The following is a 15,818-nucleotide window of genomic DNA, read 5'->3' as shown; positions in this document are numbered from 1 at the left end:
CGGGGCGAACGACGGCCCTTCGCGGCCGATGAACACGTGCAGCGGGTGCGGCGGCCAGACCACCGGCTCGACCTGCTCACGGTGTGAGGGCGGTGCCTGATGACCGCTACGCACACGTCTGGCGTCAGGTCCGACCGGTGCACCTCGGACTGCCGTAACGGCCAGATCTGGAATCCCGGGTCCGGCCCCTACCCCTGCCCGATCTGCCGACCGAACGCCTCGAACGGTAAGGCCGCCTGATGGGCACCCGTACGCGTACCGCCCGCGACCTGGTGAGCGAGCTGCGCGAGGCCATGGTGCAGGCCGGTCCGGCCTGCACCATGGCCGACGCTGAGCTGTTCACCGGTCCCGATGTTTTCGAGCCCGAACGGGCCGGCGTCCGCCGGTATCGGGAGAACGCGGCCAAGAGGGTGTGCCGTTCGTGCCCGGCCCGGCCCGAGTGCCTGGCCTACGCCCTGGCCCTGCGCCCCGGCGAGGGAGTGTGGGCCGGGCTCACCTCCGACGAGGTCCGCGCCCTGTCCCTGGTGCCGGCCGATACGCGGGAGGTGGCCTGATGGCCCGCTACCAGTGCCCGCTGTGCCAGGGCATCCACCGCACCGAGGACCAGGCGCGGTGCCCGGTCCACGGCACCGGTTACTCCCCGCGCTGCGGTCAGTGCGGGGAGGCCGCTGCCACTCCCCCGTGCGGGGGTGGCCGCTGATGGCCCGCTTCCAGTGCATCGAGTGCGACCGCGACCACGGGTCGGCGACTGGCTGCCCACGCTGCCACTGCACGGGCTGCCAGGTGGAGGTCTGCCGCTTGCACGGCGTCCGCGCGGTCCACTCCTGCGGCTCGTGCCGCGCCCTGTCCCGTGTCCGGATCTGCCTGTAGGAGGCCCCGGCATGCCCACCACCAACGCCCGCCCGGCCCGGCTCCCACCGGCCAAGGGCTGCCCGCGCTGCCGCACCGCCTTGGACGGCGGCCCGGTGCTGTTTCACTGCGCCACCTGCCAGCGGTCGGTCTACGCCGCCGACCTGACCACCGAGTTCCCCGCCACGCTCGGGAGGGCCGCATGAGCACGACTAACGTCAACCTGGCGATCTACGAGCCGCGCGCCGAAGAGATGAGCCTCAAGGACGGCACCAAGTCCGCGGCCATGTTCCTGACCATCTCGCATGAGCACGTCTGGTTCGCCCTGAACCTCACCGGCGACGACGTCCAGGCTCAGGCCGCCGCGATGGACCGGCTGGCCGAGCTGGCCATTGAGGCCGCCGCCCGCCTGCGCGCCCTCTCCCCCACCAGAACCGGGGAGGTGGCCGCGTGAAGCCGCTCAACCTGACCGCCCGCGTGTGCCTCGCCGAGGTGGCGACCTGGGCACGCGCCCGCCAGATCATCACCGCCGCCGCCCTGACCGGCCACACCGCCGATGTCGCCGCCCGCACCTGGGCAGCGGCCCCGGCCAACTGGTGCGCCCGGCCCGGCTGCCCCACGTGCTGGAAGGCAGGTTCGCGATGAACCTGACCAATCCGCTGCCGGAACCGAACCCCGAGGAAGTCTCCCGGGGCCTGGCCGCGATCGAGCAGCACCTCGCCCAGACCGCCCCCGTCCCCCGCCCCCCGGTGAGTCGCACCGGCAGCGTGCCGGGAGAGACTCGCCGCGTGCAGCGGCTGCGCGCGGAGGTGGCCGAGGCGCAGCTGCTGGCCGGCCTGCAGGACGACGACGCCCCGCTCCTGCTGGACACCCCAAGGGTGCGCAAGCGGCGTAAGAAGGCGCACGAGGCCGCCCGGCTGCACGCACTGGGCCAGGACCCCGCGATGCGCGCCTGGCAGGCGAGCCGGATGCTGCGGCTGCTGGTGACGGCCGCGCTGGTGTCGCTGGCGCTCGCGCTCGGCTGGTCCACCGCGGGCGTCCAGTCCTTCGCCGCCGATGGCGCCGCCTCGTGGTCGCCCGGCTGGCTGTTCGCCTGGCTGGTCGAGCCGTTCATGTCGCTGGCCCTGCTGGTCGTCGTCGGCGCCCGGGCCTACCTCGGCACCCGCGGCCAGCCGCTCAACGATCCCAAGCTGATCAGGATCGAGTACCTGTTCCTGGGGCTGACGCTCGGCATGAACGCCTGGCCCCACCTGCCGTGGGCGCTCCCTCAGGGGGAGTCCTTCTCTCTGTCCCGCCTGGTGCTGCACATCCTGGGGCCGGTCGTCGCGGTCGCTGTCGTGACCGCCCTGCCGATCATCCTGGCCGCCTTCACCACCCTCGACCACAGGCAAGCCGGACGGCTTACCGGCCTTACGTACAGCGCAAACGCCCATAGTCCGGAGGTGGCCCGGCTGATCGAGCGGGCGCAGGCGCTCATCGCGACCGGGGAGCTTCCGACAGCCCCGAGCGCTTACCGGCTGCAGCGCATCTTGCGGTGCGGCATGGACGACGCCCGCGCCGTCCGCGACGCCCTGGCCGGGGGTGCATGATGGCCCGCCCGAGGAAGGCCGTCACGGCGGCCCAGGCGCCGGCCTCGGTGTCGACTGTGGTGCGGCATCGCCCGGTCGTCGCATCCGGGGCCGACACGGTCGGCAGGACCTACCAGATGCGCTGCACCTGCGGCAGGACGGGCGACGTGCACCAGGTGCGCAGCCTGGCCCGGATGGACCTGGAGCGGCACATCACCACGTTGCCGCTGGTGCCCGCCCGCCAGCAGTGCCGCGATCCCCAGCGGCACGACTGCCGCGAGTGGGAGCCGTGCGCCCTGTGCGAGGGTCAAGAGCCCTTGTTCACCCTGACCGGCCCGACCGGCGAGGAGACGGCGTGAGGACCGTCTGCGTTCCCGGGGCCGCCGCCGACGAGCGGCCCCGGCCCGGCGCCTGGCCGCGCATCGGCGTCTGGCTGCGTGTGGCGCTGTGTGTGGCGCTCGCCCTGTTGGTGCTGCTGGTCACGGCGGCGGATGCGTGGCTGACCGCGCTGGTGGGTCTGCCCCCGCTGCTCCCCCGGGTTCGCCGCCTGGCCGCCGCGGTCGCCAGGGTGGTCGCCGCTGAGTGCCGCACCTGCACAAGCCACCTGAGCGACCCCGGCGGCGGCGTGGTCGACGCCGAGGTCATCAACACCGATCAGGAGGTGTGGCGCTGATGAGCAGCCGCAATATCACCGAGCTGTCCGCGATCGAGTTCACCGGCTCCCTGGGTGAGGCGTTCCACGCCTACGGCAAGCAGCTGACCGCGCTCGGGGAGCGGTGGGGCGTCGAGCTGGAGATCGCGGCGGTGGACGCCGAAGCCGCGATGTCGACCATGAAGGGCCGTGCGCTGCTGTTCGGCCTGGATTCCAAGGTCCGGGCCCGCCGGGTGGCCAAGCGGCTCAAGCGCGCCCGGGACCTGGCCGCGGCCCTGGCTGAGCGGGGCGAGGACTTCCCCCGCTCCTACCGCAAGCACTTCCTGCCCAACCACTGACACGAGGAAGGAGGGGCTCTAGTGGGGACCGGTAACGACCGGCTGGACGAGATCGCCGGTATCGAGTTCCACGGCAAGGTACCGGCGAAAATCGCCGCCTACACCCTGGCCACCCAGCGCTTCGCGCACGACCTGGCCCGCGAGCTCGACCACGCCGAAGCCGCGGCCGAGGCCGCGATGAGCCAGCTCAAGGGTCACCCCCTGCTGCGGGGAATCGACGTGCGCGCCCGCGCGTGGCGGGTGGCCCGCCAACTGCGGGAGGCCCGCGAGATCGCCCAAGGCATCTCGGCGGAGGCGGTGAAGTTCAACCTGCAGTTCCGGCAGGAGTTCCTCGAGGCCCTGGAAGCGATGGAAAAGCGCGACACCAAGCGCGCGGAGTACAAGGGGAAGGTCGATCTGTGATGGCACGCAACACCACCTCCCTGCAGCTGGTGCAGGACGCGACCATGGAACGCCTGGCCGCCGCGACGCTGTCCAAGGTCGGCGTGCTGGTCCCGCCGTGGGTCATCCTCGGTGTGGAGGCCGCCGCCGGGGCCATCTCCCACGCCCTATGGGGAGACGCGCCGGCGGTGACATGGGCGGCGGTCGGCTGCACCCTCGGCTCCACCGCCCTGACAGCTCTTACCTGGGCGATCACCCACCAGCGCAGGTTGATCGGACGCCTGCACGCCACCATCACCACCGCCGCCGCGTCGGCGTGGTTCACCACTGCCACCATCACCGGCCTGGGCACCCCGGTCGTGAACGGGGCGTTGTTCTTCGGCGGCGCGACCTTGGCCCTGTCGTGGAACATCCGCACCGTCATCCGCAACACAGGCGGCGACGGCGAGCACGACGGCGGGGACGCCCTCGGCACGCTGTTCGCCCGCGCCCGCGAGCAGGCCGGGCTCAAGGGCGCGAAGGTCCGCGCGACCCAGGTGACCGACCACAAGGTGAAAGGTCAGATGCAGCTCCCGCCCGGGGAGAAGACCGCCGACGACGCCATCAAGGCCACCGACCGCATCGAGTCCGGGATGCAGCTGCCGCCCGGCAGCGTGATCGTCGCCCGCGACGACGACCGGGCCGACCGCGCGCACATCACCGTCTCTGACCCCCGCGCGATCCGCCAGCCCATCGCCTGGCCCGGCCCGTCCCACCCCGGCGCCTCGATCGACAAGCCGCTGCGCATCGGCCTGTATCAGGACGGGGACGATGTCGAGTATCGGTTCGTCGGGCACCACCTGCAGATCATGGGCCGCACCGGGTCCGGCAAGAGCATCGGCGGGGCGTGGAACATCATCGGGGAGATCATCACCCGCAAGGACGCGGCGGTGTTCTCCATCGACATCTCCAAGGACGACCAGACCATGGGGCCGCTGCGGGAGGGCCTGCACCGGTTCGAGACCGGCAAGGCCGGTGCGGTAGAGCTGATCCGCGCCATGCATGAGGCGATCCCGCAGCGGACGAAGTGGCTGGCCGACCACGGCTACAGCGATTGGGAGCCGGGTTGCGGGCTGACCTACTGGTACCTACACATCGAGGAGATCGCCAAGCTCGTCAACGAGCTCAGCGCCGACGATGAGGAACGGCTTGGGGAGATTCTCAAGGAGATGCGGTCGGCCGGCGGGAGCGTGATCCTGTCGCTGCAGCGCGCCGACTACACGCAGATCCCCACCCTGTTCCGGTCCCAGATGGCCAAGATGTGCTTCGGCCTGTCGGACCCCGACGACGTCAAGTACGGCGTGTCGGCCCGGCAGCGTAAGGCCGACGTCGTCCCGCACGAGTGGGAAGACCACTACCCCGGCATGGCCTACCTGGACGCCCGCAGCATCCGCGCCACCCACTACGCCATGCCTCTGCGGACCTACACCTGGGGCCGCAACAGCGGCGAAGCCCGCGCCGCGATGGCCGCCCACGCCGCCATCTACCCCGCGAGGAGCAAGGAGGTGGACGAGTTCACGGCCGCCCTGGCCCGCCCTACCGGCCCGGCCCCCGCCGCCAGCACGGCGGCCACGCCCGCCGGCGGCAGCGGGTACGAGCCGCAGGATGAGCAGGAGGAGTTCGCCGCCGACTTCGCCGAACTGCTGGCCGACGCCGCCCAGCTGGTGATTGCCACCCAGCACGCCTCACCGGCCATGCTGCAGCGCAAGCTGCGCATCGCCTGGACCGACTGCCTGCGCCTGCTGGAAGCCCTCCAGCGCAAGGACATCGTCGGTCCGCCTGCCCCCGGCGGCGATGTCCGGCCCGTCCTGGTGGCCGCCGACGACCGCAACGCTCCGCAGCTGATGGAGCAGCTGCGCGCGACCGGGGACGTCGTCACCGCCGCCCTCGCCCACATGGACGATCCCGACCCGTCCCTGTCGGCCGGCCCCGACGACGCCATCCGCCAGCCCACCCCGGAGGAGGCCGACGCCCTGCAGGCCGACGGTCCCATGGTGAAGCTCGACCCAGCCCAGGCCCGCCAGCTCGTCTACGCCTGGCTGCGCCACCGCCACCAGACCGGCAACCCCACCTTCACCGCCACCGACGACGAGCTGACCGCCGTACGGTACAAGACCGGCAACGGACGCGGCTGGATCTACAAGGTGCTGTCCGACCTGACCGACCGCGGCGTCCTGACCATCACCAAGTCCGGGACCGCCCGCGCCTACACCATCACCGACCTGTCACCACTCGACCACGACGACCACGGCCGCGACGGCTACGACCGCGCCGCCTGACCCTGGGCCCGGGGCGGGCCGTGACGACGGCTCCGCCCCCGGCCCTCGTGCGGCTGCGCGTGGGACGCGCCGCGCCCGCGCGGATGATCTTGTCACGCACGGGTGTCACACCCGTTCACGCCACCTGTCACAGGGCTGTCACGGAGCTGCTGTCACGGGGTCACACCCCCGCTGACCTGTAACTCCCATCCCCAGCCCCTTTCCGTGACACCCGCACCTGTCACGCCTGCCGATCTCGTGCTGCCCGAACACGCTCAAGGAGCACCCACCGCATGAACGATCAGCTTCGCTACGCCCTGGCCGCCGCCGCCCGTGGCTGGCACGTCTTCCCGCTCGTCCCTGGTGGGAAGACCCCGCCGCGAGGGTTCGACCACTGGGAACGCCGCGCCACCGCTGACCCCGAAGTCATCCGCCGCTGGTGGGCACAGCAGCCGTACAACATCGGCATCGCGTGCGGTCCCTCGCGCCTGGTGGTGATCGACCTCGACACCCCGAAGCCGGGCGAGGTGCCGCCGCCGGTGTGGGATCTGCCTGGCGTCAACGACGGCGCGGACGTGCTCGCGTTGGTCTGCGAACGGGCCGGGCAGCCGTTCCCGACGCTGGAGACCTTCCAGGTCCGTACCCGGCGCGGTGGGATCCACCTGTACTACGCCGCGCCGGATGGTCCCGAACTGCGCAACACCGAAGGCGACAAGGGCAACGGACTTGGCTGGTTGATCGACACCCGCGCGGCCGGTGGGTACGTCATCGGCCCCGGCAGCTTCGTGGACTTGTCGGACGGAACCGGCGCCTACGAGGTCATCTACAACGCGCCCCCAGCCCCGCTGCCCCCCTGGCTGTCCAAGCGGCTTGTCCCCCCGCCCCCGCAGGCGGCCAAGCCGCTCCGCCTGGCCCTGCCCGAAAACCGGCGTGGCGCATTCCTGCGCGCGGCGATCAACGGCGAGTTGGATCGCGTCGCAGCGGCCCCCGTGGGAGAGCGCAACCGCACGTTGTTCCTGGCCGCGATCGCCCTGGGGCAACTCGTCGCCGGCGGCGCGCTCGACGCCGACCAGGTCACCACCCTGCTTGGACAGGCAGGGGTCGCCGCCGGGCTCGACCGGCGCGAAGCCGACCGCACCGTCGCATCCGGGCTGCGCCACGGGGCCAAGCGCCCCCGCACCGTCGCCGCATAACCGCTGAAGGAGCCGCACTCATGAACCCATCCGCCAACCGTGGCGCCGTGCTGCTGGACTCGCTGCTGGCCGCGCTCACGCGCTACGTGATCCTGCCGACCCCCGAGGCCGCCGACGCCGTGGTCTTGTGGATCGCCGCGACCCATGCCCAACCGGCCTGGCCGCATGCCCCTCGACTGGTTATCCGCGCGCCTGAGAAGCGCTGCGGCAAGTCCCGGCTGCTCGACGTTGTAGAGGCCACCTGCCACGACCCGTTCATCACCGTCAACTCCTCGCCCGCCGCCGTCTACCGCTCCATCACCGACGACCCGCCGACGCTGCTCGTGGACGAGGCCGACACCATTTTCGGCCCCAAGGCAGACGGCAACGAGGACCTGCGCGGGCTGCTGAACGCCGGGCACCAGCGCAACCGGCCGGCCAAGCGCTACGACGCCAACACCGGCCGCGTCGAGTCCATCCCGACCTTCGCCATGGCCGCCCTGGCGGGGATCGGCGCCATGCCCGACACCATCGAAGACCGCGCCGTCGTCATCCGCATGCGCCGACGCGGCCCCGGCGAAACCGTCGCCCCCTACCGCCACCGCCGCGACCGCCCCGCCCTCCGCCAGCTCGCCGCCGACCTCGCCGCATGGCTCCGCGCCGACCTCGACACCCTGGAGAAGGCCGAACCACCCATGCCCGTCGAAGACCGCGCCGCCGACACCTGGGAACCCCTCGTCGTCGTCGCCGACCACGCCGGCGACCACTGGACCGAGCGCGCCCGCGCCGCCGTACTCGCCCTGACCGCCGAAGCCGACGACAACGGCCAGCCCTCCACCCGCGTTCGGCTGCTGGCCGACTGCCGCACGGCGTTCGGCTCCGACACAGCATTGGCCACCGCCGATCTGCTGCAAAGGCTCAAGGCCGACCCGGAAGCGCCCTGGGCCGACTACGGCCCCACGGGACTCACGCCGATGCGGCTCGCGGCGATTCTGCGCGAGTACGAGATCCGGTCGAGCAACATCCGCTTCCCCGATGGCACCCAGGCCAAGGGCTACCAGCGGGCCGACTTCATCGACGCCTGGACCCGCTACTGCCCCACTCTCGACCCCGTCCCAGAGGGGGAGGTGGTCCCGTTCGAGAGGGGTAGCCGTCCCAGCCGTCCCAGCATCATCAGCCCAGGTCACAGCGGGACGGCTCCAATCCCTGGGACGGCTTGAGCCGTCCCAGCAGAAAAGCCGTCCCAGGGCTGACCTGCGGAAATGAGCCTGGGACGGCTGGGACGGCTCACCCCCTCAAAACCGCTCTCTTCGCGCTCCCCGCCACGACGTCTATCGCCGCCTCAGCCTCCGATCTCGGAACCCGAAAGGACGCCCATGGCCACCGCCGCCACGAGCAAACCGCTGACCGTAGCCGAGCTGTGCGCCGAACTCGGCATCTCCCGCTCCACCTTCTACGACTGGCGCGCCAAGGGCCGCGCGCCTCGCTGCCTCAAACTCCCGAACGGCGACTTGCGCATCCGCCGTACGGACCTTGACCGCTGGCTCGCCACACTGGAGGACGCCGCTTGCTGAAGGAGCGCACCTACGACGTGCGGATCTACAAAATCGAGATCCGCGAGCATGAGAAGGCGACCACCTACCGCGTGCGGTGGAAGGTCGACAGTCGCGTGCACCGCATGGCCTTCGCGACCAAGGCGCATGCCGAGAGCTACCGTGCTGATCTGCTGTCGGCGGCCCGCCGCGGCGAGGCGTTCAGCACGGGCACCGGACTGCCGGTGTCCTGGGAGCGTGCGGAGCGGGTCATGAGCTGGTTCGACTTCGCGTGCGCCTACATGGACATGAAGTGGCCGAACCTGGCCGGCCACTCCCGGCGGATCTCCGCGAGCACCCTTCGGGACGTCACTTTCGCCCTGCTCTCCACCAGCCGTGGGCGCCCGGACGACGACACGTTGCGTCGGGCTCTTCTGGAGTGGGCGTTCAACACCCGCCGCCGCAACGAAGGTGAGCCTCCGGAGGACCTTCGCAGGGCCGTGGAGTGGCTCAAGCAGAACACGCGCCCCGTAGGCGACTTGGAGGACCCCTCGATGGCCAGGAAGGCTCTGGAGGCGCTCTCGACCCGCCGGGATGGCAAGCGGATGGCCGCGAGCACGGTCCAGCGCACGCGGGGCGTGCTCGTCAACGCGATGCAGTACGCCATAGAGCTCCGGCTGCTCAACCGGAACCCGATCACCGATCTCCCGTGGAAGGCGACCAAGTCCGTACGGCAGGTGGACAGGCGCGTCGTGGTGAATCCCGCTCAGGCCCGCGCGCTCCTGGAGGCCGTACGCGCCCAGAAGCCCAGCGGCCCGCGGCTGGTGGCGTTCTTCGCGCTCATGTACTACGCCGCGCTGCGCCCCGAGGAGGCCGTCAACCTCCGCAAGAGCAATCTCGTGCTTCTCGAGGAGGGGTGGGGGGAACTGATCCTGGAGACGGCCAACCCGGCCCCGGGCACGGCGTGGTCCAACAGCGGCGATCGGCGCGATCCCGGTCCTCTCAAGCATCGCGAGCGAGGCGAGAGCCGCATCGCCCCCTGTCCTCCCGAGCTGACGCGGATTCTGCACGCGCACCTGAAGGACCTCGGCGCCGCGCCGGACGGCCGGATCTTCTGGGCTCTCAAGGGCGGGACGTACCTGCACGAGAGCACGTATCACCGGGTCTGGCGGAAGGCACGAAAGGCAGCGCTTACGGAAGAGGAGTTCGCCTCCCCGCTGGCGAAGCGGCCTTACGACCTTCGCCATGCGGCGGTCTCGACATGGCTGAACGCCGGTGTGCCCGCTCCCCAGGTCGCGGAGTGGGCCGGCCACAGCGTGGCCGTGCTACTGCACGTCTATGCGAAGTGCATCTCCGGCCAGGAAGAACAGGCACGGCAGCGCATCGCCGACGTGCTGAGCGAGGAATGAAATCGCGGGCACACCACGGGCACAGCTTTCCGTAGACGCTCGTATTCAGCCGTAGTCAACCGGACATTTAAGATCGGCCCGTGGCCACGCTTCCCCAGGTCACGGGCTGATTCGGAGAGGCTACAGTTAGTGCCCCCGGTGGGACTCGAACCCACACCACAGCCCTTTTAAGGGGCTTGCCTCTGCCATTGGGCTACGGGGGCGCCGCGATCATATGTCACGGATCACTCCTCTGTAAGCAAGTTACGTCTTACGCGGCTTGTCCCCCTTTCAAGAGCGGGCGAACGGCGTGGGCGGCCGGGCCCGGTCAAGGTCCGGGAGACCCTCCGCCCCCTTCTCTCCCGTCCATCACACCAGCATGGCAGAGCCATGGGAACAGGGAACGGCCCGGCGGTGTGCACCGCCGGGCCGTCCGATGTCCTGCGGCCGTCGGGAGCGGCACCTGAGGGAGGTCTGCGCCCGAGGGAGGTCAGCGCCTGCGGCCGCTGTGGGCGGCCGCCCTGAACTCGTCGCGCGGGTGCTCGATCTCGCCCAGGGAGATCGTCTCGCGCTTGAAGAACAGCGACAGCGTCCAGTCCATCACCACGCGGACCTTCCGGTTGACGGTGGGGACCCGCGACAGGTGGTAGGTGCGGTGCATGAACCAGGCGGGGAAGCCGCGCAGCTTCACGCCGTAGACGTTGGCGACGCCCCGGTACAGGCCGAGCCCGGCGACCGAGCCCGCGTACTTGTGCCGGTAGTCCTTCAGCTTCTCGCCGCGCAGGTACGCGGCGATGTTGTCGCCGAGGACCTTCGACTGCCGTACGGCGTGCTGCGCGTTGGGCGCGCAGTACTGGCCGGGGTTGGTCACGTCGGGCACGCCCGCGATGTCGCCGGCGGCGAAGGCGCCCTTGGAGCCCGCGACCGTCAGGCGGGTCGTGGTCTTGATCCGGCCGCGCTCGTCGAGCGGGAGGTCGGTGGAGTTGACGATGGAGCTGGGCTTGACGCCCGCGGTCCAGACGATGGTGGCCGACTCGAACTCGTCGCCGTCCGAGGTCTTGACCAGGCCGCCCTCGCAGGACTGCAGGAACGTCTCCATCTTGAGCTCGATGCCGCGCTCGCGCAGCTGCTCGGCGGTCCACTCGCCCATCTCGGGGCCGACCTCGGGCAGGATGCGGTTGGACGCCTCGATGAGGACCCAGCGCAGGTCCTTCCTGTCGATGCTCGGGTAGTACCTGATCGCGTCCTCGGTCATGTCCTCGAGCTCGGCGAGGGCCTCGATGCCCGCGAACCCGCCGCCGACCACGACGAAGGTCAGCGCCCGGCGGCGCACGTCCTCGTCTTCGCTCGACTCGGCCCGGTCGAGCAGGGCGATCACCCGGTTGCGCAGCGCGATGGCCTCGCCGACGGTCTTGAAGCCGATGGCCGCGTCCTCAAGGCCGGGGATCGGCAGCGTACGCGAGATAGAGCCGGCCGCCATGACGATGACGTCGTACTCCATCTCCCTGGACTGGCCCGCGGCGGGCTCGAAGGTCAGGGTGCGCGCCTCGTGGTGCACCTTGGAGACCTTGCCGTTGAGGATGCGCACCTTCGGCAGCACCCGGCGCAGCGGGGCCACGACGTGGCGCGGCGAGATGTTGCCCGCCGCCGCCTCGGGGAGGAACGGCTGGTAGGTCATGTACGACTGCGGGTCGATGAGCGTGATCCGCACGCTGCCGTCGCGCAGCTCACGGCGGAGCGTGCGCTGGAGACGAAGAGCCGTGTAGAGGCCCACGTATCCACCGCCGACGATGACGACGTGCTTCCAGTTGCGGTCTGCCACGATGCCCTCCAGGCTTGTGAAAGCATTCACAAGGCTACGTCATGAGATGGTGACCGTACCAACCCACCAGGGCCGAAGGTCTCGCGAATTTCCCCAAATAGTCACATCATGAAGATTTTTCCCAGAAAGATCGTGAAATCTTCCTCGCAGTGACCGACTTCACACTCGTGAAACGATTCACAAGGTCCCCAGAGCGGCGGCACGGGCGAAGACCGCGTCGAGCATCTCCGCGGTCACCCTGCCGGTGAAGGTGTTCTGCTGGCTGGGGTGGTAGCAGCCGATGAGCGTCACCGGGGCGACGCCGTGGGTCAGGGGCACCTCCACGCCGTGCCCGAACGCCGGCCTGCGCGGCGGCAGCGTGAACCCGGCCGCGCGCAGCGCCGGCCACACCGCCTGCCAGGCGAAGCCGCCCAACGCGACGATCACCCGGGTCGTGCCCGCCATCAGCGCGATCTCCCTGGCGAGCCACGGGAAACAGGTGTCCCGCTCCTCCGGTGTCGGTTTGTTGGCGGGCGGCGCGCACCGCACCGCCGCCATCATCCGCGCGCCGATCAGCCGCTGCCCGTCGCCCGCGCGCACGCTGGTCTCCTGCGCGGCGAGCCCGGTGCGGTAGAGCGACGCGAAAAGCCAGTCGCCGCTGCGGTCGCCGGTGAAGATCCGCCCGGTCCTGTTGCCGCCGTGGGCGGCGGGGGCCAGGCCCACGATGAGCGTGTGCGGCGCGTCGTCGCCCCAGCCCGCGACCGGCCTGCCCCAGTAGGTCTCGTCCGCGAACGCCCGCCGCCTGACGTCGGCGACCTCCTCCCGCCACCGCACGAGACGCGGGCAGGCGCGGCACACCGACTGCCGCGCCGTCAGGTCGGACGGCGTACGGCTCTCCGCCGCGAGCCCGGCGACCTCGTGGGCGTCCCGCGCGACGGGGGTGTCGGGGGACGCGGGGTCGCCCGGCCAGCCTGAACCGGGGGGAACGAAACTCATACCACCGATCGTGCCAGGTCAAATGGGATGGGCCGCCCGGAAACCCGATCTCCGTTCGATCACTCCAGCCGCATGGGCACCTCCAAAATTTGGATCTTTCCCTCGTACGGGAAATGGGTACGTAGGGCCCGTGTCCATCGACCCATGCCCCCCGCTGTTCGGTCCGGCGTTCGACACCGACCCCTACCCCGCCTACGACTGGCTGCGCCGCAACGCGCCGGTGGCCCGCGTGCCGCTGCCCGGCTGTGAGGCGTGGCTGGTCACCCGGTACGAGGACGCCGTGGCCACGCTCACCCACCCCTCGCTCGCCAAGGACCCGGCGGCCGGCTCGCCCGAGTGGCGGGCCGCCAGTCTCGGCCTGCCCCTGGACCACCGGCCGGGGCTCGCCCGGCACATGCTCAACGCCGACGGCGGCGACCACGCGCGGCTGCGGCGGCTCGTGAGCGCGGCCTTCACCCCCCGGCGGATGGCGGGACTGCGCACGCGGGTGCTTGAGGTGACCGACGCGCTGCTCGACCGCCTCGACGGCCAGGAGGCGGATCTGGTCTCCGGCCTCGCCTATCCCCTGCCGATCACGATCATCTGCGACCTGCTTGGCGTGCCGGAGGAGGACAGGGCCACCTTCCACCACCACGCCTCCGTGATCGACTCGGCGGCGGCGTCCGACGTGGAGGAGATCGCCCGCGCCACCGACGCCCTGGAGAGCTTCCTCGCCGACCTGGTCGAGCTCAAGCGCTCCCGGCCCGGCAACGACATGCTCACCGACCTCGTACGGCGGTCCAACCAGGGCGAGATCGACAAGGACGAGCTGACCTCGACCGCGTTCCTGCTGCTCGTCGCGGGGCACGAGACGACCGTGGCGCTGATCGGCAACGGCCTGCTCACTCTGCTGCGGCACCCCGACCAGGCGGCGGCCCTGCGCGCCGACCCCTCGCGGCTGCCGGACTTCGTCGACGAGATCCTGCGTTACGACGGCCCGGTGCGGAACGCTACCTGGCGCTTTCCCACGGAGCCCGTGGTCATCGGCGGCCAGGAGATGCTGCCGGGAGAGCCCATCCTCGTCTCCCTGCTGGCCGCCAACCGCGACCCGGCGGCGTTCGACGACCCGGACGCGTTCGCGCCTGGCCGGATCGGTGAGCCGCACCTCGCCTTCGGCAGGGGCCCGCACTACTGCGTCGGCGCCGCCCTGGCGAAAGTGGAGGGGGAGATCGCGATCGGCCGGGTGCTCGAACGGTTCCCCCGCCTGGCCCTGGCCGCCGATCCCGGCACGCTGAGGTGGTGGCCGAGCGCGATCATGCGCGGCCTGTTCTCCCTGCCGGTCCGCCTGCACGGCTGAGGTCCTGGCTCTCTCCTCCGGCTCCGTCTCGCTGAGACGGAGCCGGAGCGCGGACCCCCGAGTTCAGCGCGTCGGCGCGGCGGAGGGCGACGGGTGCGCGGACGACGGTGTGGGTGTGGGGGTCGGGGTGGGCGTGGGGGTCGGGGTGGGGGTGACGGTCGCGCAGGTCGCCCACGGTCCGTCGCCGGCGACATCGCCCGGATTCTCGATCGGCCGCAGTGCCAGGGGGTAGGCATTGCGGAGGGGCGGCTCACTGCCACAGGAAGGGACCGCGGTCTGGCCGTACATCTCCGGATCCATCGTGATCGGGTTGCCGTCCTGGTCGTAGAGCCGGACGTTGCGCAACGGCGTCCCGTCCTCCGCGTAGGGGAAGATGTTGTAGACGCCCCCGTTCGGCGAGGACACCATCTCCACCCGCATCCGCGGCACGTGCTCGACCAGCCGGGGGCCGTAGTCGAAGGCCACGCTGCGCGACGACGTGCTCGGAACGTCGGCCATCGTCCCCAGCACGAGGGCTGCGGCCACCAGGTTGGCCCCGAGCAGCAGCACCCTGCCCCAGCGCGACGGCCGCGCGAGACCCCGCCGGCCCAGCCACACCGACGCCCAGACGACCACCAGTGTGAACGCCCACGCGGCGATGTCCCCGGGGACCAGACCGGGCGAGCTGATCGGCGCGAGCACGGCCAGCGCGATCGCGTAGCCCCGCAGCACCCACCAGGCGGGGCGAAGCTCGGGGGCGAAGACGGCGGCCTGACGGTAGGGCGGCAGCACGAGCAGCCGCGTGTGGACGCGCCGCGCGGCTCCGGTCACCCGCCCGTGCAGGCGCTCGCGCACCCGCTCACCGAACAGCGAGCGGCCTCGGCTCCGCGGCCCCCCGCCGTAGGCGGCCCGCAACTCGGCCGCGTACGCCTCGGGGCTGCCGAGGCGTTCCTCCAGCGACATGCCCGGCTCGGCGGCCACCTCGGCGAGATGCTCGTCCAGGTCCTCCAGCAGCGTCTCCCTGTCGCTGCCGGGAAGATCGGCGAGCGCCGCGCGTACGGCGGCGGCGTAGTCCTGGGGCGTCATCGGGGGGTTCATCCTCGGTCGACCTCCTTGAGCAGGTCGTGCATGGTGGCGGCGAAGGACGTCCAGGTCTTCGCCGAGGTCTGCAGGAGCGAGCGGCCCACGTCGTTCAGGCCGTAGTACTTGCGATGCGGGCCCTCGTCGGACGCGACCACGTAGGACGTGAGCGCTCCGGCCTTGTAGAGCCTGCGCAGCGTCCCGTACACCGACGCGTCGCCGACGTCCTCGAGCCCGGCCTCTCGCAGGCGGCGCACGACGTCGTAGCCGTAGCTGTCGCGCTCGGCGAGCACGGCGAGGACCGCGAGGTCGAGGACCCCTTTGAGTAGCTGGCTACCGTCCACGCATCGCACAGTACTACGCATAGCGTAGTAGCGCCAAGATCTGTAGGGCGTTCCGGTGCCTACGTGGCTTTCCTTTCGCTTCTCGGCTTCTCGGCTTCTCGGCCC

19 protein-coding genes and 1 tRNA gene are annotated in these 15,818 nt (G+C 71.1%); 15 read left to right on the top strand and 5 right to left on the bottom strand.

The window, feature by feature from the left end; all coding sequences use genetic code 11:
• Positions 1-239 precede the first annotated feature (239 nt).
• The 14 genes from HHX31_RS13745 to HHX31_RS13680 all read left to right on the top strand — a co-directional run bounded on the left by HHX31_RS13745 (position 240) and on the right by HHX31_RS13680 (position 10,198).
• Complete coding sequence (locus HHX31_RS13745; RefSeq protein ID WP_211589660.1) at positions 240-554, top strand: WhiB family transcriptional regulator; 315 nt, start codon at positions 240-242, stop codon at positions 552-554.
• Between the two features lie 327 nt (positions 555-881).
• A complete protein-coding gene (locus HHX31_RS13740; RefSeq protein WP_169948632.1) occupies positions 882-1,055 on the top strand; it encodes a hypothetical protein in 174 nt (57 codons plus the stop codon).
• Positions 1,052-1,303, top strand: coding sequence for a hypothetical protein (locus tag HHX31_RS13735; RefSeq protein ID WP_169948631.1), 252 nt, complete (start codon positions 1,052-1,054; stop codon positions 1,301-1,303). Before HHX31_RS13740 ends, HHX31_RS13735 begins: the two co-directional genes overlap by 4 nt.
• A complete protein-coding gene (locus HHX31_RS13730) occupies positions 1,300-1,494 on the top strand; it encodes a hypothetical protein (RefSeq protein ID WP_169948630.1) in 195 nt (64 codons plus the stop codon). The genes HHX31_RS13735 and HHX31_RS13730 overlap by 4 nt, the downstream gene beginning before the upstream one ends.
• Positions 1,491-2,438, top strand: a complete 948-nt coding sequence (locus HHX31_RS13725) for a hypothetical protein (RefSeq protein WP_169948629.1) — start codon at positions 1,491-1,493, stop codon at positions 2,436-2,438. Before HHX31_RS13730 ends, HHX31_RS13725 begins: the two co-directional genes overlap by 4 nt.
• A gap of 47 nt (positions 2,439-2,485) precedes the next feature.
• Positions 2,486-2,776 (top strand): hypothetical protein, encoded by a 291-nt coding sequence (locus tag HHX31_RS13720; protein WP_169948628.1) that lies wholly within the window; start codon positions 2,486-2,488, stop codon positions 2,774-2,776.
• Positions 2,773-3,090, top strand: a complete 318-nt coding sequence (locus HHX31_RS13715; RefSeq protein WP_169948627.1) for a hypothetical protein — start codon at positions 2,773-2,775, stop codon at positions 3,088-3,090. Before HHX31_RS13720 ends, HHX31_RS13715 begins: the two co-directional genes overlap by 4 nt.
• Complete coding sequence (locus tag HHX31_RS13710; protein ID WP_169948626.1) at positions 3,090-3,407, top strand: hypothetical protein; 318 nt, start codon at positions 3,090-3,092, stop codon at positions 3,405-3,407. The genes HHX31_RS13715 and HHX31_RS13710 overlap by 1 nt, the downstream gene beginning before the upstream one ends.
• A 21-nt stretch (positions 3,408-3,428) precedes the next feature.
• Positions 3,429-3,809, top strand: coding sequence for a hypothetical protein (locus HHX31_RS13705; RefSeq protein WP_169948625.1), 381 nt, complete (start codon positions 3,429-3,431; stop codon positions 3,807-3,809).
• The gene (locus tag HHX31_RS13700; RefSeq protein ID WP_169948624.1) at positions 3,809-6,106 is read left to right on the top strand and encodes a DNA translocase FtsK; all 2,298 of its coding nucleotides are present in this window, start codon (positions 3,809-3,811) and stop codon (positions 6,104-6,106) included. The genes HHX31_RS13705 and HHX31_RS13700 overlap by 1 nt, the downstream gene beginning before the upstream one ends.
• A gap of 272 nt (positions 6,107-6,378) precedes the next feature.
• A complete protein-coding gene (locus HHX31_RS13695) occupies positions 6,379-7,278 on the top strand; it encodes a bifunctional DNA primase/polymerase (RefSeq protein ID WP_169948623.1) in 900 nt (299 codons plus the stop codon).
• Between the two features lie 20 nt (positions 7,279-7,298).
• The gene (locus HHX31_RS13690) at positions 7,299-8,477 is read left to right on the top strand and encodes a DUF3631 domain-containing protein (RefSeq protein WP_169948622.1); all 1,179 of its coding nucleotides are present in this window, start codon (positions 7,299-7,301) and stop codon (positions 8,475-8,477) included.
• Between the two features lie 156 nt (positions 8,478-8,633).
• Entirely contained in the window at positions 8,634-8,831 is a 198-nt protein-coding gene (locus HHX31_RS13685) for an AlpA family transcriptional regulator (protein ID WP_169948621.1), read from the top strand.
• Positions 8,825-10,198: a tyrosine-type recombinase/integrase gene (locus HHX31_RS13680; protein WP_249345952.1), complete on the top strand. Its 1,374-nt coding sequence runs from the start codon at positions 8,825-8,827 to the stop codon at positions 10,196-10,198. The genes HHX31_RS13685 and HHX31_RS13680 overlap by 7 nt, the downstream gene beginning before the upstream one ends.
• 130 nt (positions 10,199-10,328) lie before the next feature.
• Here the strand turns inward: HHX31_RS13680 and HHX31_RS13675 are convergent.
• The 3 genes from HHX31_RS13675 to HHX31_RS13665 form a co-directional block, all read right to left on the bottom strand.
• A tRNA-Leu gene (locus tag HHX31_RS13675) sits at positions 10,329-10,401 on the bottom strand.
• Between the two features lie 266 nt (positions 10,402-10,667).
• Complete coding sequence (locus tag HHX31_RS13670; RefSeq protein WP_169948863.1) at positions 10,668-12,002, bottom strand: NAD(P)/FAD-dependent oxidoreductase; 1,335 nt, start codon at positions 12,000-12,002, stop codon at positions 10,668-10,670.
• A gap of 174 nt (positions 12,003-12,176) precedes the next feature.
• Entirely contained in the window at positions 12,177-12,974 is a 798-nt protein-coding gene (locus tag HHX31_RS13665; protein ID WP_169948620.1) for a uracil-DNA glycosylase, read from the bottom strand.
• 130 nt (positions 12,975-13,104) lie between these two features.
• Here HHX31_RS13665 and HHX31_RS13660 point away from each other — a divergent pair, with 130 nt between their 5' ends.
• Positions 13,105-14,310: a cytochrome P450 gene (locus HHX31_RS13660; RefSeq protein WP_311931773.1), complete on the top strand. Its 1,206-nt coding sequence runs from the start codon at positions 13,105-13,107 to the stop codon at positions 14,308-14,310.
• A 63-nt stretch (positions 14,311-14,373) separates the two neighbouring features.
• Here HHX31_RS13660 and HHX31_RS13655 read toward each other — a convergent pair whose 3' ends face one another.
• Positions 14,374-15,387 carry an HAAS signaling domain-containing protein gene (locus HHX31_RS13655; protein ID WP_169948618.1) on the bottom strand — a complete coding sequence of 338 codons (1,014 nt, stop codon included), beginning with the start codon at positions 15,385-15,387 and terminating at the stop codon, positions 14,374-14,376.
• Positions 15,384-15,713 carry a PadR family transcriptional regulator gene (locus HHX31_RS13650; protein ID WP_169948617.1) on the bottom strand — a complete coding sequence of 110 codons (330 nt, stop codon included), beginning with the start codon at positions 15,711-15,713 and terminating at the stop codon, positions 15,384-15,386. Before HHX31_RS13650 ends, HHX31_RS13655 begins: the two co-directional genes overlap by 4 nt.
• Between the last annotated feature and the right edge of the window lie 105 nt (positions 15,714-15,818).

This window comes from Microbispora sp. H11081 (assembly GCF_012999535.1).
GTDB lineage: Bacteria > Actinomycetota > Actinomycetes > Streptosporangiales > Streptosporangiaceae > Microbispora.
This window is presented reverse-complemented; position numbering and strand designations above follow the sequence as displayed.